The organism is Nocardiopsis ganjiahuensis DSM 45031, from assembly GCF_000341085.1.
Classification (GTDB): Bacteria; Actinomycetota; Actinomycetes; order Streptosporangiales; family Streptosporangiaceae; genus Nocardiopsis; species Nocardiopsis ganjiahuensis.
In genome coordinates, this window is the sequence record NZ_ANBA01000011.1 from 422,256 (window position 1) to 444,200 (window position 21,945).

At 71.6% G+C, this 21,945-nt stretch carries 16 protein-coding genes and 1 tRNA gene; 8 read left to right on the top strand and 9 right to left on the bottom strand.

Going from position 1 to position 21,945, the window contains the following annotated elements:
- Positions 1-2: 2 nt before the first annotated feature.
- Complete coding sequence (locus D458_RS0117055; protein WP_239647976.1) at positions 3-938, bottom strand: ABC transporter ATP-binding protein; 936 nt, start codon at positions 936-938, stop codon at positions 3-5.
- Positions 925-2,223: an activator-dependent family glycosyltransferase gene (locus tag D458_RS0117060; protein ID WP_017587968.1), complete on the bottom strand. Its 1,299-nt coding sequence runs from the start codon at positions 2,221-2,223 to the stop codon at positions 925-927. The genes D458_RS0117055 and D458_RS0117060 overlap by 14 nt, the downstream gene beginning before the upstream one ends.
- A gap of 194 nt (positions 2,224-2,417) precedes the next feature.
- Between D458_RS0117060 and D458_RS0117065 the strand changes: the two genes are divergently transcribed.
- Positions 2,418-3,674, top strand: a complete 1,257-nt coding sequence (locus tag D458_RS0117065; protein ID WP_017587969.1) for an activator-dependent family glycosyltransferase — start codon at positions 2,418-2,420, stop codon at positions 3,672-3,674.
- 32 nt (positions 3,675-3,706) lie between these two features.
- On the opposite strand, the gene D458_RS0117070 is transcribed toward D458_RS0117065, so the two are convergent.
- On the bottom strand, positions 3,707-4,705 hold the full coding sequence (locus tag D458_RS0117070; RefSeq protein WP_026119398.1) for a Gfo/Idh/MocA family protein: 999 nt from the start codon (positions 4,703-4,705) through the stop codon (positions 3,707-3,709).
- Positions 4,706-4,971: 266 nt separating this feature from the next.
- On the opposite strand from D458_RS0117070, the gene rfbH reads away from it, so the two are divergent.
- The 3 genes from rfbH to D458_RS0117085 all read left to right on the top strand — a co-directional run bounded on the left by rfbH (position 4,972) and on the right by D458_RS0117085 (position 9,685).
- Entirely contained in the window at positions 4,972-6,309 is a 1,338-nt protein-coding gene (gene rfbH / locus D458_RS0117075; RefSeq protein WP_017587971.1) for a lipopolysaccharide biosynthesis protein RfbH, read from the top strand.
- 173 nt (positions 6,310-6,482) lie between these two features.
- Positions 6,483-7,235 (top strand): ABC transporter ATP-binding protein, encoded by a 753-nt coding sequence (locus D458_RS0117080; RefSeq protein ID WP_051049700.1) that lies wholly within the window; start codon positions 6,483-6,485, stop codon positions 7,233-7,235.
- Entirely contained in the window at positions 7,235-9,685 is a 2,451-nt protein-coding gene (locus D458_RS0117085) for an FtsX-like permease family protein (RefSeq protein ID WP_017587973.1), read from the top strand. The genes D458_RS0117080 and D458_RS0117085 overlap by 1 nt, the downstream gene beginning before the upstream one ends.
- A 48-nt stretch (positions 9,686-9,733) precedes the next feature.
- Here the strand turns inward: D458_RS0117085 and D458_RS0117090 are convergent, their stop codons facing one another.
- The 3 genes from D458_RS0117090 to D458_RS0117100 all read right to left on the bottom strand — a co-directional run bounded on the left by D458_RS0117090 (position 9,734) and on the right by D458_RS0117100 (position 14,061).
- Positions 9,734-10,426 carry a response regulator gene (locus D458_RS0117090; RefSeq protein WP_017587974.1) on the bottom strand — a complete coding sequence of 231 codons (693 nt, stop codon included), beginning with the start codon at positions 10,424-10,426 and terminating at the stop codon, positions 9,734-9,736.
- A gap of 31 nt (positions 10,427-10,457) precedes the next feature.
- On the bottom strand, positions 10,458-11,612 hold the full coding sequence (locus D458_RS0117095; RefSeq protein WP_017587975.1) for a sensor histidine kinase: 1,155 nt from the start codon (positions 11,610-11,612) through the stop codon (positions 10,458-10,460).
- Positions 11,613-11,823: 211 nt separating this feature from the next.
- Positions 11,824-14,061 carry a glycoside hydrolase family 3 C-terminal domain-containing protein gene (locus D458_RS0117100; protein ID WP_017587976.1) on the bottom strand — a complete coding sequence of 746 codons (2,238 nt, stop codon included), beginning with the start codon at positions 14,059-14,061 and terminating at the stop codon, positions 11,824-11,826.
- Between the two features lie 171 nt (positions 14,062-14,232).
- Here D458_RS0117100 and D458_RS0117105 point away from each other — a divergent pair, with 171 nt between their 5' ends.
- The 3 genes from D458_RS0117105 (at position 14,233) to D458_RS0117115 (ending at position 17,342) form a co-directional block, all read left to right on the top strand.
- Complete coding sequence (locus D458_RS0117105) at positions 14,233-14,877, top strand: TetR/AcrR family transcriptional regulator (RefSeq protein ID WP_026119399.1); 645 nt, start codon at positions 14,233-14,235, stop codon at positions 14,875-14,877.
- Between the two features lie 832 nt (positions 14,878-15,709).
- Positions 15,710-16,252 carry a hypothetical protein gene (locus D458_RS34880; protein WP_017587978.1) on the top strand — a complete coding sequence of 181 codons (543 nt, stop codon included), beginning with the start codon at positions 15,710-15,712 and terminating at the stop codon, positions 16,250-16,252.
- Between the two features lie 886 nt (positions 16,253-17,138).
- On the top strand, positions 17,139-17,342 hold the full coding sequence (locus D458_RS0117115) for a tyrosine-type recombinase/integrase (protein WP_017587979.1): 204 nt from the start codon (positions 17,139-17,141) through the stop codon (positions 17,340-17,342).
- A gap of 148 nt (positions 17,343-17,490) precedes the next feature.
- Here D458_RS0117115 and D458_RS0117120 read toward each other — a convergent pair.
- A tRNA-Arg gene (locus tag D458_RS0117120) sits at positions 17,491-17,566 on the bottom strand.
- A gap of 149 nt (positions 17,567-17,715) precedes the next feature.
- On the bottom strand, positions 17,716-18,966 hold the full coding sequence (locus tag D458_RS0117125; RefSeq protein WP_017587980.1) for an aspartate aminotransferase family protein: 1,251 nt from the start codon (positions 18,964-18,966) through the stop codon (positions 17,716-17,718).
- Positions 18,967-19,125: 159 nt separating this feature from the next.
- Here D458_RS0117125 and D458_RS0117130 point away from each other — a divergent pair, with 159 nt between their 5' ends.
- The gene (locus D458_RS0117130) at positions 19,126-20,592 is read left to right on the top strand and encodes an NAD-dependent succinate-semialdehyde dehydrogenase (RefSeq protein ID WP_017587981.1); all 1,467 of its coding nucleotides are present in this window, start codon (positions 19,126-19,128) and stop codon (positions 20,590-20,592) included.
- Between the two features lie 383 nt (positions 20,593-20,975).
- Here the strand turns inward: D458_RS0117130 and D458_RS34885 are convergent, their stop codons facing one another.
- Complete coding sequence (locus D458_RS34885) at positions 20,976-21,803, bottom strand: hypothetical protein (RefSeq protein WP_017587982.1); 828 nt, start codon at positions 21,801-21,803, stop codon at positions 20,976-20,978.
- Positions 21,804-21,945 lie beyond the last annotated feature (142 nt).

Sequence of the window (21,945 nt, forward strand, 5' to 3'; positions counted from 1 at the left end):
GGCTACTCCCGGAGTCCCTTCCCGGTGAGGCGGAGGAAAACGGCTTCGAGGTCCGGTTCCTGGACCTCCACCGACCTGATGTCCATGTCCTCCTCCGTCAGTGTGCGCAGGACGGAGGGCAGGACGCCGCGGGCGTCCTCGGTCAGGAGCCGTATCCGGGTGCCGTCGGCGGAGACCTCGGACACGCGGTCGAGGGCACGCAGCCGGTCGAGCGCCTTGTCGGCCGGGCCGCCCAGGGTGACCAGGACCGTGTCGTCCTCACCCACCTGGGCGACCAGTTCCCGCTGCGTCCCCTCGGCGCGGAGCCGGCCGCTCTCGATGATGCCGACGCGGTCGCAGAGCCGCTCGGCCTCCTCCATGTAGTGCGTCGTGTAGAGCACCGAGAGCCCGCCCCGGGTCAGCGCCTGAACGCTTTCGAGGATCGAGTTGCGGCTCTGGGGGTCCACGCCGACCGTCGGTTCGTCGAGGATGAGGAGCTTGGGGTCGTTGAGCAGGCTGAGCCCGATGTTGACGCGTCGGGCCATCCCCCCGGAGAAGGTGGACACGGCCTCGCCCGCGTGGTCGGACAGGCCGACCATCTCCAGGACCTCGTCCGCCTTGGCGCGCGCCCTGGCCCCCGACAGCCCGTACAGGCGGGCGAAGAAGCGGAGGTTGTCCCGCGCGCTGAGGTCCTTGTAAACGGCGATCTCCTGCGGGGCGAACCCGATGAGGGCCTTGGTCCGGCTGTTCGTGACGCTGTGCTCGGCACCGTCGATCCTGATCGTCCCGGCATCGCGCTGGAGGATGCCGATGATCATGCCGATGGTGGTGGACTTTCCCGCGCCGTTCGGCCCCAGCAGGCCGTAGGTCTCCCCTTCCTCGATGATGAAACTGACGTCGTCGACGACCAGGTTCTTCCCATATCTCTTGCTCACTCCTCGGACTTCAAGGACGGGCACGCTCTCTCCTCATCTGTTCGTCCGCGTCTTTCGTGGGGGCGAGCGCGGTGAGTGTGTCGGCCAGCTGTGCGGGTGTGGGCAGGTCCGCGATCTCCCGGCCGAGTTCCCGTGCCGCGCGTGCGGGTCCGGGCTCGTTCACCAGGGTGCGGACGGCGGCGCCGACCGTATCCGGGTCCACGCGCTCCGGATCGAGGACGACCGCCGCTCCCCTGGCGGCGACCGCGGACGCCAGGAGGGGTTCGTCGAAGGTGGGCCGGGGCGCGACCACCTGGGGCACCCCGTGCGCGAGCCCGGTGAGCACGGTTCCCGTGCCGCCGTGGGTGACCATGGCGTCGCAGGTGGGGGCGAGGGCGTGCAGGGGCACGTAGTCGACCAGGCGGACGTTGCCCGGGACGGCGCCCAGCTTGGCCTGCTCGTCCTCGGGCAGGGTCGCGACCACCTCCACGTCCAGGTCGGACAGACCCTCCAGGACCATCGGCACGTCGATCCCGAACCGGCCCAGCCACGCCGCCGTGCTGGTGCCCAGGCTGAGTCCGACGCGGGGGCGTTCGGGTGGGGTGCGCAGCCAGTCGGGGACGAGGGCGCGTCCGTTGTAGGGCACGTATCTCATGGGGAGGTAGTTCAGGCCGGGGGGTGTGGGCAGGTGCAGGCAGGCGGGGATCTGTTCGATGGTGGCCTGGCCGTGGATGAGGGTTTCGGAGAACTCGACCCCGTGGCGGGCGGCTCTGCCGGTCAGCCAGTCGGCCAGGGGGTCCTCACGGTCGGCCTCGGGCTGCTCCGCCCGCTGCTGGAGGAAACGCCACCGGACGGCCCCGAAGAGGTCGCCTCCCCACGGGTGGCGGACGTGGGCGGCGCCGCACGCCTCCGCCGCCACCGCCCCGGAATAGGTGATGGGTTCCCAGATGACCAGGTCGGGGCGCCAGGACCGGCACAGGGCGACCAGGTCGTCGAGCATCGGGTCGTTCACCATCCGCCACCACCAGGTGACGACCTGCCGGTAGTCCTCCAGGGTCCGGTGCCAGGGTTTCGCGGGCCCGCCGTACTCGGAGAAGAGCGGAACCCCTCCCCTGAGCCCGTCGAAGGAGGAACGGGCGGTGAGGTGCCGCCAGAAGCCGTGGTCCCTGCCGACCGGGGCGAAGGGCAGCCCCGCGTCGGCGACGACCCCTCCCAGGGCGGGTTGGCTGGCCACCAGAACCTCGTGCCCGGCCGCGCGCAGCGCCCACGCCACCGGCACCATGCTCAGGAAGTTCGTCCTCTCGGCGAGGGAGGACACGACGACGCGCACGCTTCGCACTCCTTGGGGGGATGGGGGGCGGGTTCCGGGGGCTGCGAACCAGGGCCGCGCCGCCGGAACGCCCATGTGTAGCAGCTTCCGGGCGGGACGGGGAGGCCCGCGGCCGCCAGTCAGGGGTTGGACGCGTCCGCGCGCCTGCTCTAGTGTTCCGACGCGTTGCGACGAGGAGCGGGGGCAGGGGACACATGCGGGTGCTGATGGCCACGGCGGCCGAGAAGCCGCACTTCCTCGGGATGGTGCCCAGCGCGTGGGCGCTGCGTGCCGCCGGGCACGAGGTGCTGGTGGCCAGCCAGCCCGCCCTGGGCCCCGTGGTCACCGGTGCGGGGCTGCCCTTCGCCCCGGTCGGAAGGGACCACCGCTTCTGGCGCACCATGAGTGCCCTCGATCTCCACGACACCCTCGACGACGTGCCGCTGTTCGGACGCGTCACCGACCCCTTCGACCAGGTCCCCTGGGAGTACCTGCTGGAGGGCTATCGCCGGGTGGTGCCGTGGTGGTGGCGGATGGTGAACGACCCGATGCTCGACGACCTGGTCGCCCTGTGCCGGTCCTGGCGCCCCGACCTCGTGGTGTGGGGCTCGGTGAGCTTCGCCGGGGCGGTGGCGGCGGAGGCGTGCGGCGCCGCCCACGTGCGGTACCTGTGGGGCGCGGACGTCTTCGCGCGGACCCGGTCACGGTTCCTCCGGCGGTGGGCGGAGCAGCCCGAGGCCGACCGTGAGGACCCCCTGGCCGACTGGCTGACCGGCCGAGCCGCCCGCCACGGGGTCGAGTTCTCCGAAACCCTCATCCACGGCCAGGCCACCATCGAACAGATCCCCGCCTGCCTGCGCCTGCCCACACCCCCCGGCCTGAACTACCTCCCCATGAGATACGTGCCCTACAACGGACGCGCCCTCGTCCCCGACTGGCTGCGCACCCCACCCGAACGCCCCCGTGTGTGCGTCACCCTCGGCACCACGCTCATGAGCCAGGGCCCGGCAGGCGGCGCCCTGTTCCGCGGCCTCGTCGAGGGTCTGTCCGACCTGGACGTGGAGGTGGTCGCCACACTGCCCGCGCACGAGCAGGCCGAGCTCGGCACCGTTCCCGGCAACGTCCGCCTGGTCGACTACGTGCCCCTGCACGCCCTCGCCCCCACCTGCGACGCCATGGTGGACCACGGGGGGTGGGGGACGGTCCTCACGGGGCTGGACGCCGGGGTTCCCCAGGTCATCGTGCCGAGCTGGTTCGACGACCCGATGCTCGCGGACATGCTGGCCCGCGAGGGAGCGGCGATCACCGTTCCGCCCCGGGAGATGACACCCGGGACCGTACGGAACGCCCTCTCGGCGCTGTTGGACGATTCCTCCCACGCCAAGGGGGCGGCACGGGTTCGGGACACGATGCGGGGCATGCCGTCTCCGGCCGCCCTGGCCGAAGCGCTCGAGCGGTGGGCGTCGGGCTGACCTGTTCGGGCCCCGCCTCCCGCTCCCCCGGGTCAGGCAGGCGCCCGGCCCTCGGCCGACCGCCGGAACCGGTCGACGAGGTCGGCCATTTCCAGGATCGGGGCGGTGTCCACGGCACGGCGCCCGCGCACACCGTCCGCGAACGCGGAGAGCACGTTGCCGAACTGGTGCTCGGCTGCCAGGGACACGCGCTCCTCCTCCGCTCCCCGCCGCAGCTCCAGCGTCGGGCTCAGCGTCTCCGGCGGTGTGAAGGCGCGGTCCAGACTCAGGGTCCCCCCGTCCCCCCACACGGTGTACGTGTTGCGGTACTGGAGCCCGAAACCGAAGCCGACGTGCACCGTCGTGCCGTCCGGACCGCTCAGCAGCGCACCGCCGCGGACGTCCACCCCCGTCCGGGCGCAGTACTCCAGCACCGCCCCCCGCAGCCGGAGGTCGCTCCCCAGCATGAACTGGGCCAGGCCGAGGGGGTACACCCCGACGTCCAGCAGGGCCCCGCCGCCCAGCGCCGGGTCGTACCTGATGTCCCCGGGTTCGCGCTCGGGCACGCCGAACTCGCACATCAGGGCACGCGGGCTGCCGATCACACCCGCGCCCAGCAGGCGCCGCGCCTCGTGGTGCTGCCCGTGGTGACGGAAAGCGAAGTTCTCCAGGAGGGTCAGCCCACGCCTCTCGGCCTCGGCCACGAGTGCGGCGGAGGTGTCGTGCCCGATGGTCAGGGGTTTCTCGGACAGGACGTGCAGCCCGGCCTCCAGGGCCCGGGCCACCCACGTGGGCCGCAGCCCGACGGGCAGGGGGACGTAGACGGCGTCGAGGTCGTCCCGGGCGAGCAGGGCGTCGTAGCCGGTGACGGCCTCGCCCCCGAAGCGCTCGGCGAACGCTCGGGCCTTGGCCGGGTCCCGGCTGGCCACCGCGGCGAGCTCCACGGACGGCGTCACCTCGACGGCGGGCAGCACACGCCTCCAGGCGATCTCGGCGCAACCCAGCACCCCGAGCCTGACCGGCGCTCCAGCACTCCCATGTTCCAGGGACACACGATCCTCCTCCGTGTCGGCCGCCTCCGAGCCACCGGGCCGCCGGCGACCGACCGCGGCCACGGCGCGGCCATACTGCCAGAGCCGGACCCGCGCCGGGCGTCCCGGAGCAGGGCCGGCGGGAACGGCTCTGGTTCCACCGCCGGAACGCCCCTATCCTGTCCGACGCCGTTCCCGGGGCCGGGCCGACGGAGTCCTGTCTTCCGCTGGGCGGGAGCGGGACGGGCACCGGTCACGGCCACCCGCGCAGAAGGGAAGTACCGTTCATGGCGACCACCGACGAGGTCACCGAGGAGGCCCGGGCCGTTCTGGACGGCGTCCGCGCCTACCACCGCTCGGCCGCCCCCGAACGGGACTTCGTCCCCGGAGTGACGGAGATCTGGCCCTCGGGGGCCGTCCTGGACGAGGAGGACCGGGTGGCCCTCGTGGCGGCCGCCCTCGACATGCGGATCGCCGCGGGCGGGAGCTCCCGCAGGTTCGAGTCCCTGTTCGCCCGACGGCTCGGTCGGCGCAAGGCCCACCTGACCAACTCCGGTTCCTCCGCCAACCTGCTCGCGCTGACGGCGCTCACCTCGGGCCTGCTGGAGGACGAGCGCCTGCGCCCGGGGGACGAGGTCGTCACGGTCGCCGCGGGGTTCCCGACCACCGTCAACCCGATCCTGCAGAACGGGCTCGTCCCCGTCTTCGTCGACATCGAATTGCGCACCTACAACACGACCGCCGAACGGGTGGAGCGGGCGATCGGCCCGCGTACCAGGGCGATCATGATCGCCCACGCCCTGGGCAACCCCTTCCAGGCGCGGGAGATCGAGGAGATCGCGCGGGACCGGGGCCTGTTCCTGGTGGAGGACGACTGCGACGCGGTCGGCTCCTTCTACGAGGGGAGGGCGACGGGGTCGTTCGGGGACCTGTCGACGGTCAGCTTCTACCCGGCCCACCACATCACCATGGGCGAGGGCGGCTGCGTCCTCACGTCCAACCCCGCCCTGGCGCGGATCGTGGAGTCCCTGCGCGACTGGGGACGCGACTGCTGGTGCGAGCCCGGGGAGAGCGACACCTGCCGCAAGCGGTTCAGCTACCAGCTGGGGACGCTGCCGTACGGCTACGACCACAAGTACACGTTCTCCCACGTCGGCTACAACCTCAAGGGGACCGACCTCCAGGCGTCGCTCGGACTGACCCAGCTCGACAAGCTGGACGCGTTCGGGGAGGCCCGCCGCCGCAACTGGCGGCGGATGAGGGAGGGGCTGGACGGCCTGCCGGGGCTGATCCTGCCGGAGGCCACCCCCGGCAGTGATCCGAGCTGGTTCGGGTTCGTGATCACCGTGGCCCCCGAGGCCCCCTTCGACAGGGCGGAGCTGATCCACTTCCTGGAGGCGCGGCGGATCGGGACGCGTCTGCTCTTCGCGGGCAACCTCACCCGCCACCCGGCCTACCTGGAACGCCCGCACCGGGTGGCGGAGGACCTGGTCAACAGCGACATCGCCACGGAACGGACGTTCTGGACGGGCGTCTACCCGGGGCTCACCGACGAGATGATCGACTACGTGGTGTCATCGATCACCGAGTTCGTCAAGAGCGCCGCCGGGGGGACACGGGCCTGAGGCCGGGAGCGGTCGGGCTCACCAGGCGGACCCGGAAGCCGAAGGCCGTGACCCCGGCCGACGGGGCGGACCCCTGACGATCGTCAGGGGTCCGCCCCGTCGCTCGTCACTGTCGGCCGGAGGGCGCCCCTTCCTAGCGTGGAACCTCCGAGGTCCACCAGTGGGAAGGCGCCATGAACACACCTACCGCCACACAGCAGGAAACCGCCTTGGAGGCGATCGGCCTCGTCAGGAGGTTCGGTGAGGGGGAGACCGCGGTGACCGCCGTGGCCGGGGTGGACCTCGGTTTCCGGCGCGGTGAGTTCGTCGCCGTCATGGGGCCCTCCGGGTCGGGCAAGTCCACGCTGATGAACCTCCTGGCCGGGCTGGACACCCCCACCGAGGGCCGGGTCGTGGTCGAGGGGACCGACCTGTCCGGCCTCGGCGACCGGCAGCTGACCCGGCTGCGGCGCGAGCGCGTCGGGTTCGTCTTCCAGGCCTTCAACCTGATGCCGGCTCTGACCGCCGAGCAGAACGTCCTGCTGCCCCTCAAGCTCTCCGGCCGACGCCCGGACCGGGAGTTCTTCGACGAGATCGTGCGCTCCCTGCGCCTCCAGGACCGGCTCGGCCACCGCCCCGCGGAACTGTCCGGGGGACAGCAGCAGCGCGTCGCGATCGCCCGCGCCCTGTTGGCCCGGCCCGCGGTGGTGTTCGCCGACGAACCGACCGGCGCCCTCGACGTCTCCAGCGGCCACGAGATCCTCGGGAGGCTGCGGGAGGCCGGGACCCGGCTGGGCCAGACCGTCGTCATGGTCACCCACGACCCCGTCGCCGCCACTTACGCCGACCGGGTGCTGCTGCTCTCCGACGGCGCGCTCCACGGCACCGTCGAACGGCCCACCACGCGCGCGGTGCTGGCCGCCATGGCCGGGGCGGAGGGGGCCTGATGCTCGGTTACGCCTGGGCGCAGGTGACCGCCCACCCCCTCCGGCTGGCCGCGGTCCTGGCCGCGATCACGCTCGGCACCCTCTTCCTGGCGGCCACCGGCGTGTTCACCGCCACCTCCGCCGCCGGGATGCGCCTGGTCGCCGCGGCACCGCTGACGGCGGCCGACGTGGTCGTGGACCGCGACCCGCAGGCCCCCGACCCCGGTGCCGACTGGCCCGCGCGGGTGGCCGAGCACCCCGACGTCACGGCCACCGCCCCCGTGCACGCGCGGACCGTCCAGCTGGTCACCGACGGCGTCCGCGCCACCACCAACGTCTACAGCGTCTCCGACCGGCCCGAGCTCCGCTGGTTCGAGCTGGCGGAGGGGGCGTGGCCCGCGGCCGCGGACGAGGTGGTGGCCGACGCACCGACCCTGGAGTCCGCCGGGCTCACCGTGGGCGACACCCTGCGCCTCCTCGACGGCGAGGGCGGGGAGACCGAGGTGACCGTGGTCGGCGCGGCGGACCTGGGATTCCGTCCGCTGACCGGGGTCCAGTACCAGCTCTACTCCTCCGAGGCGTTCTTCGCCGGGCAGAGCCCTCCGAGCGTCACGGCCCTGGTCGCCGCGGGCAGCTCCCCCGAGACGGTCGTGGAGAGCCTGGACGCGTCACTCCCCGACGACCTGTACCCCATGACCGCCGAGGAACAGGCCGACCTGGCCGCGGACCGGTTCGCGGGCGGCTCCCAGCAGCTCGAGCTCATCCTGCTCGTGTTCGCCCTCATCTCACTGCTCGCGGCCGCCCTGGTCATCGCCAACACCTTCACCGTCCTGCTCTCCCAGCGGCGCCGGGACACCGCGTTGCTCCGACTGGTGGGAGCGGACCGGTCGCAGGTGCGGAACCTGGTCCTGACCGAGGCGCTGATCGTCGGCTCCGTCGGGTCGGCCCTGGGTGTGACCGTCGGCGTGGGAGCGGGCTACGTCGGCGCGTCGCTGATGGGCCTGACCGGGGACGGCCTGCACGTGAGCGCTCCGGCTCTGGCCGGGGCGTTCCTGGTGGGCGTGCTCACGACCGTGTGCTCCGCGTGGTTCCCCGCACGCAGGGCCGCGTCGACCGCGCCGGCCGAGGCCCTGCGGTCGGCCTCCCTGACCGGCGGGGACCGGTTCCGGTTCCGGCCCGTCCACGCGGCCGGTCTGGTCCTGGCCTCGCTCGGAACCGCCGGAACGGGGTTCGGAGCACTGACGGAGAACCTGCCGCCGGCGATCGCGGGCGGTTTCCTCGGAGCGGTCGGCCTGCTCCTGTTCCTGCGTTACGCGATCTCCCGGCTCGTCTCGGGCTCCGACCTCCTGCTGCGGCGGGCCGGCGGGGTGCCGGAGCTGGCGGGGGCCAACCTCCGGCGCAACACCGGCAGGACCGCCACGGCCACGCTCACCCTGGTGCTCGGGCTGGGCCTGGTCACCGCCCTCGTCACGGCCGCGGCCACGGGGCGCGCCACCATCGACGGCGACCTGGAGGCCCGCTTCCCCGTGGACGTGAGCGTGCGGGTGGACGCGGGCTCGGTCTCCCCCGACACCGTCGCCATGGTCCGTGACCTCGACGGGCTGGAGTTCACGGAGGCGCCGAGGACGGAGCCGGTGACCGTCGGCGGCCTGGGCGAGACCACCCTGGTGGGGGTCTCACCGGAGTTGGCCCGGGCGGCCGACGCGCCGGTCCTGGCGGAGGGCGGCTCCGAAGCCCCGGCCGTGCTGGTGTCCGGGGAACAGGCGGACGCGCTCGGAGCCGCGTCGGGGGAGGTGGTCGACCTCGCTGTCAACGGCGAGACGCACCGCTTCACCCTGCACGTGTCCCGGCTCGCCACCGTCTCGGGCGTCCCGCGCCCGGTCGTGCTCGAGGACGTCCTGGACTCCGTGGTCCCGGGCGACGACCGGGGCATGGTGTGGGGGGTGGCCTCGGAGGGCGCCGACACCGGCGCCCTCGCCGAACAGACGGCCCGCGTCGCCGGGGCGGATCCCGAAATCGCCGTGGGCGGGGCCCTCAGCGAACGGAGGGACCTCACCGACGTCCTCGACGTCCTGGTCGGCCTGTCACTGGCGATGCTCCTGGTCACCGTGGTGATCTCCGGCCTCGGAGTGGCGAACACCCTGAGCCTGTCCGTCATGGAGCGCACGCGCGAACTGGCCCTGCTGCGGGCCCTGGGGCTCACCCGGGGCGGCCTGCGGGCGACCCTGGCGGTGGAGACCGCGGTCACGGCCGCCCTGGGCGCCCTGCTGGGGCTGGTGATCGGTGTCCCCTACGGGCTGGTGGGGGTGAGCGCGATCGTCGGGGGGACCGCGCCGCTCGTGGTGGCCGTCCCCTGGGCACAGCTCCTGCTCGTGCTCGCGTCCGCCCTGGTCATCGGGTTGGCGGCGACGCTGCTGCCTTCCCGTAGGGCGACCCGGATCGCCCCCGCCGAAGGGCTGGGCGCCGACTGAGGGGTCGGGAGGGCCGAAGGGTCGGGGCCGGCTCTGAGCGGCCGGCCGTCACGGTTCCGTCGGCGGTGTTCCGGCGGCACCGTCCCCGGCCCGGCCGACCAGGCCCGCCTCGTACGCCAGCACGGCCGCCTCGACGCGGTTGCGTACCCCCAGGCGTTTGAGGATGGTGCTGACGTGGCCCTTCACCGTGCCCTCCACGAGGAAGAGCCTGCGCCCGATCTCCGCGTTGGACAGCCCGGCGCCGAGCAGGGCGAGGACCTCGCGCTCCCGTTCGGTCAGACCGCCCACCTGTTCGGCGGCGGCCACCCTCCGGGTCGACCGGCCGTGCTCCATCTCGTTCAGGACCCGCCGTGCCACCCGGGGGGAGAGGAAGGCCCCGCCCTCGGCCACGGCCCGCACCCCCAGCAGCAGCTCGCGGGGGTCCCCGGTCTTGAGCAGGAACCCGTCGGCGCCCCCGGCCAGGGCGCGGACCACGTACCTCTCCTCACCGAAGGTGGTCAGGACGACCACCCTGGTGCCCGGTGCCGCGCGCCGTATCTCGGCGGCCGCGGCCAGCCCGTCCACCACCGGCATGCGGATGTCGACCAGGGCGACGTCGGGCCGGTAGGAGAGGGCCATCTCGACCCCCTCGCGCCCGTCGGCGGCCTCCGCCACCACCTCGATACCCGGATCGTTGGCGAGGATCGCGCGCACACCCGCCCGGATCATCGCCTCGTCGTCCACCAGCAGGACCCGCACCACGGTCGGCGCCCCTCCCCTCACCACGTCTTCTTCACCGGACCACCGTCATCACCAGGAGCAGAACGTACCCCGCGCAGGCCACCGCCACGGGCACGCCCACGACCAGTCCTATCGCCCACGCGGCGCGTCTGCGGGCCCGCCGGTGGGGCTCCGGGGACAGCGGTCCGGCGTCCTCCACCCGTGGCACGGCTCCCGGCGGGGGTCCCCCGTGCAGCGGCAGCCGGGCCTCGACCGCCCAGCCCGGCCCGTCCGGGCCCGCGTGGAAGGTGCCCCCGGCCAACCGGACGCGTTCGCGCAGACCCACCAACCCGGTACCGCCGCTCGCCGGGTGCGCGCGCGGGGACCCCTCGCGGGGAGCGGCCCCGGACACACGGACCGACACCGCGTCGGCCGACGTGTCCGTCTCGACCCGCACGGCCGCACCGGGGGCGTGCCGGGCGGAGTTGGTCAGCGCCTCCTGGACCACCCGGTGCAGCGCCCGGTCCACCAGTACGGGCAGCGTGACCGCCTCGCCCGACCGGACCAGCTCCACGTCCATCCCGGACGCCCTCGAGCACTCCACCAGGGAGGCGAGGCCCTCGTCCAGCGGGCCCAGCGGGGCGGGCTCCCCGTCGGACCGCAGCACCCCGACCGCCTCGGCGAGCCGGTCGGCCGCCCGGGCCGCCGCCTCCCGCAGCCCGGCGGCCTCGGCACGGCGGTGCCCGGGCAGGTCGTCCGCCAGTTCCAGCGCGCCCGAGCGCAGTGACAGCAGGCCCAGCTCGTGGCCGACGGCGTCATGGAGCTCCCCGGCGATCCGGGAGCGTTCGCGCATCCGGACCTGCTCGGCGACCAGCCCGGCCTCGTTCTCCAGGATCCGGGCCCGCTCCCAGCCCGCCCGCTCCAGGGCGGCGGTACTGCGCAGGTACCGGCCCACCAGCCAGGGCAGGGGCACGGCGAAGAACACCAGGGCCCCGCCGGTGGTCCACAGGCCCACGGGCTGGCCGGTCCACCACAGCCACACCGCACCGGCCGTGACACCGGTCGCGTACACAGCGGCCGCGGGGCGGGGGTCCGCCGACAGGCGGCCGGTGAGCAGGAGCAGGAACGGCACCGGCAGCAGCAGCCACGGCCACACCAGACAGAGTGGGATCAGCACGACCACGCAGGTCAGGGCCGCGTGGCCGGGTGGGATCCGAGGAACGCGCATACCCGGGACGGTAGCCTGCCGCGGCCGTCCGGGACATCTGACGAAAGTCAGGGGCGGGCGGCCGTCGAGAACCGTCTCGCCGCGCTACAGGCGATCGTCGACCAGAGTCACCGGCACAGACCTCCCCGGTGAGACCGATGCGGAGGACGAGCCCCCCGCATCGACGCCACCGGATATCGGGGTAGCGGCTGCCCCGGGTCGCGGTCCTCCGTCATTCCTCCTGGTTGAGGTGGGCGATCAGTGCCTCGATCGAAGCCAGGTCCCCCTGGCCGAAGCTCACGAGGCGTCGCAGCGGGATCGAGGCCATCATCCGTGCCATGTCGATTCCCATCGTCTCCTCGGAGCCGTCGGCGGCCTCGGGAACGGCGAAGTGCTTCGCAAGCAGCTCCGCGGCCCGGGGATCGGCCATGACCTCGCCCAGGGTGGAGTCGAGTGTCAACGGCAGGCGCAGCCGGTCGCCCTCGACCACGACCGTGGCGGTGGCGCGCAGGTCTCGGCTGGAAGCTCCGGCCCAGACACGGTACTCACCGTCCTCGACCACCCACCGGTCACCGCGGACTTCCCAATACGCCAGGTCCTCGCGCGGAAGCAGGACCTGGACCTGTCGGCTCCGGCCGGGGTCCAGGGTCAGGCTCGTGAAGCCCTTCAACTCTCGGGAGGGCCGCGTCACCGCGGAGTCGGGCTTGGCGACGTAGAACTGCACCACCTCGCGGCCGGCACGGTCGCCGGTGTTGGTCACGGTCACCCGTGCTGTGATGCCCTCCGGGCCCTGGCTCAGTTCCAAACCGCTGTAGGTGAAGTCGGTGTAGGACAGGCCGTGGCCGAAGGGGAAGGTCACCTCCATCTCACGGGCGTCGTACCAGCGGTACCCCACGTGGAGCCCTTCCCCGTAGTACACCTGGGAGTTCTCCCCCGGGAAGGAGAGGTAGGCCGGGGTGTCCTGGAGGCGGACCGGCACCGTCTCGCCGAGCCGCCCCGAGGGGTTGACCCGCCCGAAGAGCACGTCGGCGATCGCACCGCCCGCGGCCTGTCCGAGCAGCGCTCCGTCCACGACCGCGGGGGCCAGGTCGGCCACCGGGGCGAGCCTGAGCACTCCCCCGTGGGAGAGCACGACGACCACACGGGGCTGCACGCGTGCCACGGCCGCGAGCAGATCGAGTTGTTCGGCAGGCAGCTCGATGTCGGTACGGTCGAAGCCCTCGGACTCCTGGCGCGCGTCCAGGCCGAGGAAGAGGACGGCGGTCTCGGCCGCGGCGGCGGTCGCGACGGCCTCCTCGCGCAGGGCCGTCGGGTCTTGTTCCCCGTCGATGCAGAACCCGGGGGCGAAGGACACCGTGCCGCTCCCCGCGAGGGCACGGATCTCCTCGAGCGGTACGTCCACCCGCGTGGGGTTGACATGCGAACTGCCGCCGCCTTGGTAGCGCGGGGTCTGCGCGAACGCGCCGATCACCGCGAGGGAACCACCCGGTGAGAGGGGAAGTGTCCGATCGTCGTTCTTGAGCAGGACGACGCACCGCGCCGCCGCCTCACGCGCGAGTGCGTGGTGGGTCTCGACGTCGTAGGCGGTCTCACCGCCGGGGGCCCGGCGCGCCTTCTCGGCCAAGGCGGCCACGCGCACAGCCGCGGTGTGGACGTTCTGGATCTGCCCGGCGTCGTTCTCGACCTCGGCGGCGAGCGCGGCGTCGCTCGCGCCGCCGTCACCGGGCATGACCAGGTCCAGCCCCGCGGCCACGGCGGCGGCCCGGTCCTGCACCGCGCCCCAGTCGCTCACGACCACGCCGTCGAAGCCCCACTCATGGCGCAGCACCGTGGTGAGCAGCCAGTGGTTCTCGGAGGCGTAGACGCCGTTGATCCGGTTGTAGGAGCACATCACGGTCCACGGCGCGGACGTGCGGACGACCTTCTGGAAGGCACGCAGGTAGATCTCGCGCAGCGTGCGCGGATCGATGTTGGAGCTGGAGCGCATCCGATCGTGCTCGGCGTTGTTGGCCGCGAGGTGCTTGAGCGAGGCGCCCACACCGGTGCTCTGGATCCCGGACACCCAGGCGCCGGCCAGGGCTCCGGTCAGATGGGGGTCCTCGGAGTAGTACTCGAAGTTGCGCCCGCCCCGGGGGTCGCGCTTGATGTTGACGCCCGGACCCAGGAGGACGTCGACGCCCAGGGCCCGGGCCTCGCGTCCCAGAGCCGTGCCCACGCGTTCGACCAGGTCCGGGTCCCAGCTCTGAGCCAGTCCCACCGCCGGCGGGAAGCAGGTGGCGGGCCGGCTTTCGGCGATACCGAGGTGGTCGCTCGGACCGGTCTGCCGGCGCACCCCGTGTGGTCCGTCGGTGAGCACGAGCGAGGGAACGCCGCCGATCGCCTTGGTGCTCCAGAAGTCGGCTCCGCTGCCGAGCTCGACCTTCTCCCGCAGCGTGAGGCCGTCCAGGTCGGGGCCAGGGGATGGGTTCACGAGTGGTGCTCCTCTGCAGCGGTGACGGTCGGCGTCGGCCTCAAAATTGAGTGAAGACTAAATTCAGAAGACCGATGAGAGCATATGAGCTCCCCAGGAGCCAGAGCAAGGACGTGACCGTGGAAAAAAGCTAGCGTGGTTCAGTTTTCAGGTGTGCATAGAGTCATCTCCATGACCACCACTGCCTCTGCTGGATCACGCGGCCCCTACGCCCGGTCGGTCGAACGCCGCAGGAGCATCGCCCAGGCGGTGCTCGACACCGTGGTGGAGAAGGGGCACGAGAACGTCACCACCGCCGAGATCGCTCGCCGCGCCGGCACCAGCGAAGCCACGGCGCTGTACCACTACCCCACCAAGGAGCACCTGCTCGTCGCGGCTCTGGAGCTGTCCGACGAGCAGACCGCGCTGCGCCCCTCCATCGCCGAACACCGTGCGGTCCTGCACGACCTGCGCGAGTTCGTGGCCACCACGGCCGAACGGACGAACATCATGCGTCTGCACACTGTGCTCCTCGGCCGCGCCGGCTCCCCCGGCCACCCTGCCCGGGAGTTCCTCATCCGGCGCAACCAGGAAGCCATCGCGTACTTCGCCCGGCTGGTGCGCCATCGCCAGCAGGAAGACCTGGCCCACCCCGGACTCGATCCCGTCGAGGTCGCCCGTCAGTTCATCGCGGCCTGGGACGGCCTCCAGGCCCAATGGCTCCTCGACCCCTCCTTCGACTTCGGGGACCACCTCGTCCAGGCGTTCCGCCGCCTTTCAGGACAGAACTGGATGGAAACCCGAACTGCTCTCCTGGATCCCTCCTGCGGCCTGTGACACCAGAGCAGTACTCACCACGCACCGGCACCCCGGCCCGGGTGCGGGTCGTCCGTCTCCGAGCCCGGCGTCACCGCGATGGCGGAGGGCTACTCAGTGGGCTCTTCCTGTACGGGTGATGTAGCGGCGCGAAGGCATCGCCTCACAGAACGCATCAACCACCAGGCCAGAAGAAACACACACAGGATTCCGTAGCCGATTGCCGCGTCCCGGGCTCCGACGAGGGACATCGCGGCTATGGGAAAAAGAGAACCCCATCCAGCGTGAAGGCGCCAGTCCGACCAGTCCAACCGCTCTCTCCTTTGCGCCCGGAGACCACCGGGGGGCGCTCATGCCGCCCCTGACAGGTAAGACAACTCGGGCCGAGCGACTCACGCAACCCCTGGCCCCACAGGCGGCCGAACAGGTCGCCGCCGAGCACGGAGTGCGCGTTCGACCGGTCTCCCCGCGGCGGATCCGGTGCGAAGAGGGCTGCTACCAGGAAGCCCAACCCGGGTGCTCACCGTCTGAGACCGCGCCCGGAGCCGGCCCCGGGCATCTGCACTGAATGTGCATCACGGCCCTGACGAGGGCTCTACGACCCATGGCACAAAAGAAACGGCCCGAGCTGCTTTCGCAGTTCGGGCGCGGGGTCTGGGCCAGTACAAGAGGAAGCCCGGCTTGCCAGAGCAAGTACCGGGCTTCCTCTCCACTGTCCCAAGGTGGTGCACTCGGGAGGACCCGAACCCCCAACCCACTCCAAAGAGTGAGTGGGAAGCACTCCCTGCCGCCACTGAACGTCCCTTGTGGCCGGTGGTCCTAGAGCCGTGGCACTGCCATAGCCTCAGTGGTCATGTTCAACTGGTGGCAGGTACTGGCGGATGACGAACGCCAGCAGTGGACCCTGGACCCTTTCGTGAGTGTGGGGCCACTGGCGTTCGGAATGACTCCCAACGAGATCTCTGAGGCACTCAGCGGTGTCACAAGTGAGGACCAGCGGCACAGGTTTCGCTGTCCCGCGAACGAGACCGTGGACATCATCGTGGAGGGCGTGTATCAAAAGTTCGGTCTGGAGCTGTACTACCAGCAGGAACGGCTGGCCGGAGTCGTGGTCGACGCGCTGCGCGGGCCCCAGGTCTTCGTGGAGGGGGAAGCCCTGGTCGGCCGGTCTCCTTCCGCGCTGGAGCAGTGGATGCTCGACCGTGCCGAGAACCGCGAGCCGTATTCGGAGCTCACCTACATGAGTGCGGGAGTTCCTGGATCGGACTCACTGGGCGCGATTCTGGACGTGCAGCGCGCAGGCGATCACCTACTCACGCGGCCGGTATTCGTTCCCCGCGAGGCGCTGGACGACCTCTCCCACTTCCTGCCCCGGAACGCGTGGTCGCGTTGTTGAGCGCCCGTCACCCAGCTCGGGATGACCCGGTGGCCTCTCGTGTCACCGCCCAGCGCCAGGGCCCTGAACTGCATAAAGACGAGAATCCACAGGCCAGGGTGCTGGTCGCCGCCACAGAACGTCTGTCACCTGCCTGCGCCCGCACCTCGACCTCAGCGAAGCGGACCAAGTGCTGGGACTGGAAGGTGACCAGGACCTCTCCTTCGGGTCGCTTGGCAGCGCTCGGGGAGATCTCCAGAGGGATCGGGGCAGGGCCTCCCCGACCATCAAGGACAGCGAAGAAGGGTGATCGCCTTGGCGAGAGATCTTGCAGGGCAGGTAGCAGTGCCGTTGCGCACTCGTTCTCCCGAAAGGTGACGTGCAGCTGAGCAGGTCGACTGCCGTACTGATCCATCTTCTTGCTGACCTGGCGTTGGAGCTCCTCTACCGGTCACCTCGCTTCTCGGCGAGAAGCGCGTTGAGGCGCTGGTCGGAGCCAAGGAGGCTACGCCGGCGCAGAAAGACGTCAAGGGCGATCACGAGTGAGCCCGGATCTCCACCTCTGTGGACACCAGGGCCCGCGAACTCTTCGGCATAGGTGAGTCCCGTGAACTGACCTCCCGCGCAGAGGTGTCGCGCGTTCGTGCACCCGGGGGCACACGCGAACAGGACTGTATGACGGGAGCCGGGTGCGTCATGCGGGGCTCTGTGCACCCGCTGGTGCACTCGGAACGCGAAAACGGCCCCTGGTGCGCGAAAGATCTTCGCAGCTCAGGGGCCGTCTTTCGAACGGAGCGGATGACGGGAATCGAACCCGCGTTATCAGCTTGGGAAGCCGAGAACGCTCCGAGCGGCTGACCTCGCACTTCGTCTACCTCCGCTGGAACGAGGCCGCCGCGCTGCGGGCATGGGACTCACTCCGCACAAGCTCCGGCACACAGCCGCGTCACTCGCCATCGCCGCCGGGGCGGACGTGAAGGTCGTGCAGGCGATGCTCGGGCACGCGACCGCCACGATGACCCTCGACCGGTACGGGCACCTGTTCCCGGACCGCCTGGACGAGGTGGCCGAAGCGATGGACGCCGCCCGGTCACGGGTGCTCGCCGCCTGACACCGATACCGAGGACGGCCCCGGGCCGACCCCGGGCATCTGCACTGAATGTGCATCGCGGCCTGTAAGAGGCCTCTCCGACCCATGGCACAAAAGAAGCCGCCCGAGCTGTTCTCACAGTTCGGGCGGCTTCTCCACTGTCTCAAGGTGGTGCACTCGGGAGGACTCGAACCCCCAACCTTCTGATCCGTAGTCAGATGCTCTATCCATTGAGCTACGAGTGCAGGTCTTCAGTTGTGTGTCGCCCGGGTGAGCCGTGCTCTCCCTTGCGACGTCTCCGACTCTATCACGGTGCTGGAGTGCCTTCGCGCCATTTGTGGGTGTGACGCGGGCCATGCGGACGCCGCCGGTCTCCCGGCGGCGTCCGGGCAGATCAGCCGGCTTCTTCGAGGGAGGCCGCCCACAGCTCGAGGGCGGTGTCGATCTGGTCGGCGTCGACCACGAGGGCCGGGATGAAGCGGACGACGTTGCCCGCGGGGCCGCAGGTCAGCAGCAGGAGCCCGTTCTGCGCGGCGGCCTGCTGGGCGCGCTGGGCGGCTGCGGCGTCGGGGCTGCCGTCCGGGGTCACGAACTCGTTGGCCTGCATCAGGCCGCGGCCGCGGACGTCACCGATGGCGGGGTTGGCCTCCGCGACCTTGGCGAGGCCCTGATGCAGGCGCTCCCCCTGGCGGGCGGCGTTCTCCACGAGCCCTTCTTCCTGGATGACGTCCAGGGTGGCGAGGGCGGCGGCACAGGACACGGCGTTGCCGCCGTAGGTGCCGCCCTGGGAGCCCGGCCAGGCCTTGTCCATGATCGCGGCGGGCGCGGCGATGGCGGAGAGCGGGAAGCCGCTGGCCAGGCCCTTGGCGGTGATGACGATGTCGGGGCGGATCCCCGAGGGCTCGTGGCCCCAGAAGGTGCCGGTACGGCCGAAGCCGGTCTGGACCTCGTCGGCGACCAGCAGGAACCCGTGCTGGTCGGCGCGCTCGCGCAGGCCCTGGAGGAACGCCGCGGGGACGGGCACGTAGCCGCCCTCACCGAGGACCGGTTCGATGAACACGGCGGCGGTGTCCTTCGGGGAGGTCACCGTGGCGAACTGGTAGTCCAGCTCGCGCAGCGCGTAGGCGACGGCCTCCTCCTCGGTCATGCCGAGCCGGTAGGCGTACGGGAAGGGCGAGACCACGACCCCGGGGACGAGCGGGCCGATGCCGGCGCGGATCTTCACCCCGGAGGTGGTCAGGGAGGCCGCTCCCATGGTGCGCCCGTGGAAGGAGCCCTGGAAGACCACGGCGTTCTGCCGGCCGGTGGCCTGGCGGGCCAGACGCAGTGCGGCCTCCACGGCCTCGCTGCCGGAGTTCACGTAGAACAGCCGGTCGACACCGGAGGGAAGGACCTCGCCGAGCCGCTCGGTGAGTCGCAGCAGGGGCTTGTGCATCACGGTGGTGTACTGGCCGTGGATCAGCGTCGCGACCTGCTCCTGGGCGGCGGCGACCACCTTCGGGTGGCAGTGCCCGGTGCTGGTGACACCGATCCCTGCCGTGAAGTCCAGGAAGCGCCGGTCGTCCTCGTCGTAGATGTAGACACCCTCGCCTCGTGCGGCGAGGACCGGGGTCGCCTGCTTGAGGGCCGGGGAGAGCTCCGCCATGCGATGGCCTCAATTCCTTGTATCGGGTTCCGTAGGATTGTTGACAATCGACGCTGCTATGGAAACATCCGGGGCGTGGCGGTGTCCAGCGGGCGCACGTCGGGCAGTTCTGACCACAGGCCGCCCATACCGGGGCGGCCCGTCGACCAAGGAGAGAACATGTCGGATCAGGAAGCACGGGTCGTCGCGCAGGTGGACAAGAGGCTCTTCCTGGGAGGGAAGTGGCGGGACGCCTCCTCCGGCGCCACCTTCGAGGTCGAGGACCCCTCCACCCGCAAGGTGCTGTGCGACGTCGCGGACGCGGGCAAGGAGGACGCCCTGGAGGCCCTGGAGGCGGCCGTGCGGGCCCAGCCGGAGTGGGCGAAGGTCGCGCCCCGCGAGCGCAGCCAGATCCTCTACAAGGCCTTCCAGCTGCTCATGGAGCGCCAGGAGGAGCTGGCGGTCCTCATGACCCTCGAGATGGGGAAGCCGCTCGCCGAGGCCAAGGGGGAGATCGCCTACGCGGCCGAGTTCTTCCGCTGGTTCGCCGAGGAGGCCGTGCGGATCGACGGCGGTTTCGCCACCTCGCCCGACGGCAAGTCGCGGTTCCTCGTCATGCGCCAGCCGGTCGGCCCGTGCATGCTCATCACCCCCTGGAACTTCCCCATGGCGATGGGCACCCGCAAGATCGGTCCGGCCATCGCCTCCGGGTGCACGATGATCCTCAAGCCCGCCCACCAGACCCCCCTGTCCGCGCTGGCGCTGGCCGGGATCCTCACCGAGGCCGGGCTCCCCGAAGGCGTGCTGAGCGTCCTGCCCACCACCGACCCCGGCGGGATCACCGAGCCCCTCCTCACGGACGGCCGCATCCGCAAGCTGTCCTTCACCGGGTCCACCGCCGTGGGCAAGAAGCTGCTGGAGCAGAGCGCCCACCAGGTCCTGCGCACGTCCATGGAGCTGGGCGGGAACGCGCCCTTCCTGGTGTTCGACGACGCCGACCTGGACGCCGCGGTGGACGGGGCGATGCTCGCCAAGATGCGCAACATCGGCGAGGCCTGCACGGCGGCCAACCGGATCTACGCGCAGTCCGGGATCGCCGAGGAGTTCTCCCGGCGGCTCAGCGAGCGCATGGGCGCGCTCACGCTGGGCCGGGGCCTGGACGAGACCGCGGACGTGGGCCCGCTGATCGACGAGAAGGCCCGGGACAAGGTCCAGAGCCTGGTGGACGACGCCGTGGAGCGCGGTGCCCGGGTGCTCGTCGGCGGCGGTCCCGGCGAGGGCCCGGGGCACTTCTACCAGCCGACCGTGCTCGCCGACGTCCCGTTCGCCGCGGAGCTGTCCAACACCGAGATCTTCGGCCCGGTGGCGCCGGTGCTGACCTTCGAGACCGAGGATGAAGCGGTCCGGGTCGCCAACGACACGGAGTTCGGGCTGGTCAGCTACCTGTACACCCGGGACCTGAACCGGGCCATGCGGGTCAGCGAGGCCCTGGAGACCGGCATGGTCGGCCTCAACCAGGGCGTGGTGTCCAACCCGGCGGCGCCGTTCGGCGGGGTCAAGCACTCAGGGCTGGGCCGCGAGGGCGGCCGGGTCGGCATCGACGAGTTCCTGGACACGAAGTACGTGGGCATCGGCGGACTCACCTGACCGAACCCGCCTGTTCCCCTCTGTTCGCAAAATCGTGAAACGGCGCCGCGGAAAGGGCGTCACGAAATACGCGACGCAAAATCGGGAAAGGCGGATTTCGAACACGGAAAGGGCACCCCCGGCGCCTGGGGCGCGAGGAGGGGCACGGCCCCGGGAAGGAGCCCGCGGCAGCCCGCCCGGGCCGCGGACCCGTCTTCCTTTCCCGGGGCCGCTGGAGGTGCCTCGGACAGCGGGGGTTCCTCCCGTACCCCCTGGCCCCTCTGGAGGCGCTCCGTGAGCCCCCGGTTCCACGGGCGCCTCCGCCAACGCGGAGCGGCTTTCACACTGTCCGAGGCCGCGCACCCGATCTCAGCGAACGGGCGCGCGGTCCTTCGGTGGTCTGTCTAGAGCAGACCGCCGGTCAGGTCGGTGTCCGGGACCTCGGCGTCGAGGAGGCCGGTGTCCACGGCGTCGGTGTCGGGCAGGCCGGACTGGTCGGCGGCACCGTCGAGGACGTCCTCGACGTCCTCGGCGCCCGGCGCCTCGGGCAGGGCGCCGGTGTCGATGTCGGACACGTCGGGCAGCTCGGCCAGGTCGGTCACGCCCTCGACGTCAGCCGCGTCGGGGGCCTCGACACGGTCATCGGCCTCGGGCAGGGTGTCGACGGCCTCCAGGTCGGCGTCGACGCCGTCCAGGACCTGGCCCAACACGGAAGCGGCCTCGGCGGAGACGGCCTCGGCGTCACCGCGGGCCACGACGACGGCGTAGAGCACGGGGTAGGTGACGCCCCGGGCGGCGGCGATGTACTCGTCGGTGCTCGGCTCCGGGACGTTCACCTGGGGGAGGGTCTCGTCGACGCCGTCGACCAGGTCCTGGGCGGAGTCCGCGGCGTCGTTGGCGTCGGGCGCGGTGACCTCGGGGATCTCGACCTCGGGCGCACCGGCCTCGGGAGCCTCGACCTCAGGAGCCTCGGCCTCGGGCACGGAGACGTCCGGAGCGTTGACGCGGTCGGCGACCCTGTCGACCGTGCCGGGGTTCACGACCTTCTTGACCGTGCCCGGGTTGACGATCTTGTTGACCGTGCCCGGGTTGACGATCTTGTTGGTGGAACCCGGGGCGGCGACGCGGTCGAGGGTGTCAGCGGAGGCCAGACCGCTGCCGAGGGCGACGAAGCCGGCGGTGGCCGCGGCGATCAGCAGGGTCCGAGCCGGGGTGCGGGCGCTGTCGAACATGGGTTTCCTCAAAGTCTGTGTTCGGTCGTTCTCGTGTGTGGCCCGGCCGGGGGTCCGCGCAGGGGACGACGGTGCCAGGGGACTCCCGGCCGGGGTTCTCAGTCAGTGGTCCGGCGGACCGCGGACTGACGTGAACTCCGCT

Coding starts and splice junctions, on each gene's coding strand:
- D458_RS0117065 (WP_017587969.1), top strand. CDS start 2,418: ATGCGGGTGCTGATGGCCACGGCGGCCGAGAAGCCGCACTTCCTCGGG.
- rfbH (WP_017587971.1), top strand. CDS start 4,972: ATGGCGACCACCGACGAGGTCACCGAGGAGGCCCGGGCCGTTCTGGAC.
- D458_RS0117080 (WP_051049700.1), top strand. CDS start 6,483: ATGAACACACCTACCGCCACACAGCAGGAAACCGCCTTGGAGGCGATC.
- D458_RS0117085 (WP_017587973.1), top strand. CDS start 7,235: ATGCTCGGTTACGCCTGGGCGCAGGTGACCGCCCACCCCCTCCGGCTG.
- D458_RS0117095 (WP_017587975.1), bottom strand. CDS start 11,612: ATGCGCGTTCCTCGGATCCCACCCGGCCACGCGGCCCTGACCTGCGTG.
- D458_RS0117105 (WP_026119399.1), top strand. CDS start 14,233: ATGACCACCACTGCCTCTGCTGGATCACGCGGCCCCTACGCCCGGTCG.
- D458_RS34880 (WP_017587978.1), top strand. CDS start 15,710: ATGTTCAACTGGTGGCAGGTACTGGCGGATGACGAACGCCAGCAGTGG.
- D458_RS0117115 (WP_017587979.1), top strand. CDS start 17,139: ATGGGACTCACTCCGCACAAGCTCCGGCACACAGCCGCGTCACTCGCC.
- D458_RS0117125 (WP_017587980.1), bottom strand. CDS start 18,966: ATGGCGGAGCTCTCCCCGGCCCTCAAGCAGGCGACCCCGGTCCTCGCC.
- D458_RS0117130 (WP_017587981.1), top strand. CDS start 19,126: ATGTCGGATCAGGAAGCACGGGTCGTCGCGCAGGTGGACAAGAGGCTC.
- D458_RS34885 (WP_017587982.1), bottom strand. CDS start 21,803: ATGTTCGACAGCGCCCGCACCCCGGCTCGGACCCTGCTGATCGCCGCG.